Source organism: Thalassotalea sp. G20_0, assembly GCF_017744175.1.
Lineage (GTDB): Bacteria > Pseudomonadota > Gammaproteobacteria > Pseudomonadales > Endozoicomonadaceae > Endozoicomonas.
In genome coordinates, this window is sequence record NZ_JAGHQV010000185.1 from 1 (window position 1) to 1,641 (window position 1,641).

A 1,641-nucleotide genomic window follows, 5' to 3' on the forward strand; every position below is an offset into this window, starting at 1 on the left:
ACGCGGGCCAGCAGTCCTGACACAAGTTCAGCACCCACCATGGCAGCCTCAACCGCCCCACCGGGCTGCAGGGGCGAACCGATTCCTGTTGATGGAGCCGCAGTCCTGGCCAAAGTCGGAAAGGACTTCTGTTATCCAGCCAATGGTACCTACGCACAGACCACGGATATTGATGCTGGCAACCACTCGCCTATCCTGCACTTCACCGGTGAGTACAACGGTAACGGCAATACCATCAGCAACCTGAAGGGCTGCCTGTTTAACAGCCTCGAGGGCAATGGAGCAGTCCGCAATCTCACAATTACTAATGGCCATATTGACCGTGCAGGGCTGCCCGAGACTAACGACACAGGCAGTGCAGCACTGGTTGCCTGTACCATGTCAGGGGGCTCAAGGCAGGAAAATATCGTTGTAGAAAATTCAAAGATCAGGGTTACAGCTGTAAAACCCTGGGTACAACAACACAGGCAGCTGGGGATGCTGGCGGGCAAGATGAACGACAGCGCCGTACTCAGGGACAACCAGATCAATAACGTCAACATTGCTATTCAGGGCAGTGGTATTGACGTCGGCATGCTGGCCGGGCAAGCACTGGATAGAGCCACCATCGACAGCAACCAGGTTGAAAACTGCAAGGTACTCCTCTCAGGAATTGGCACCGGCAGACGTACCTTGAACAGGTCCCGGGCCGAGACCAATGTCAACATCGGCCTGATCGCAGGGAAAATGGTTGGTAACGAACATAACAATGTGGTCGTTAAAAACTCAACGTTGATTCATAACTGCATTGAAAGCTCTGAGGGCATTTTCGCGGCCAATATCGGTGGGGTTGCCGGCAGGGCCGATTTTGCCCGTATTGAAGATACGCAGGCCCACAATCAAAACAAAATTCATTATCATTCCATAATAATTGATGGACGCATTGCAATGGTGGTTGCTGATGCCCGTCATTGCACAATTCTGGATACTACCACCAGCGACAACCACCTGCAGGCAACCGCTAACTCTTTATTACCGACACATGTTGGTATTGTTACAGCAGATTGTCACAATAGCACCATCAAACATACCCTGGACATCGACTCTGATCTGGAGTTGTCCCACAGCAGGTTTCGAGTAGGTTCGGGAGGCCATGCGGCTGTTACTGCGGCTGTTGCTGCGGCTGTTGCCGAAGGCTGTAGCATTCATAACACAACTGCCAGAGAAACGATAATCGCTGCGGAAACGGACAAAAGCTCCGTTGCAATTGCTGTGGCGTTTAACGATGCTAACACCACAGTCCACCAAACAACCGCCATTGACTGTGGACTATTCGCCTGGGAAAAAAACACGAACAGTTATACAGGAAGTGCGGCGGTCGGTGTTGCTGCCGGTCGCCAGGATAACTTTGGCAGGATCCGCGATACCCGGGTCTGCGGCAGTGTCATCAAAGGGTATCGCGCCGGCTTAGCAGCTGGTGATCCTCATCGCAACTTTTCCGGCACAGTTGCCTGCAATACTGAGTTAACCAGTTTTGCTGATGGTATCAGCACAACGGTAAATCTAGCCTGCGATAATGCCAGTTGCCCAGCAACCGAGAGAGCCGACATCGCTACTGTAGCCACCAGTGACCGGATACCAGCCACCATTAAACACTTGTCG

Annotated in this window: 1 protein-coding gene; it reads left to right on the plus strand. The window is 52.4% G+C overall.

The window, feature by feature from the left end; all coding sequences use genetic code 11:
- Positions 1-39: 39 nt before the first annotated feature.
- The coding region (locus tag J7438_RS25380) for a M26 family metallopeptidase (protein ID WP_209278828.1) at positions 40-1,641 on the plus strand (1,602 nt) is incomplete at its 3' end.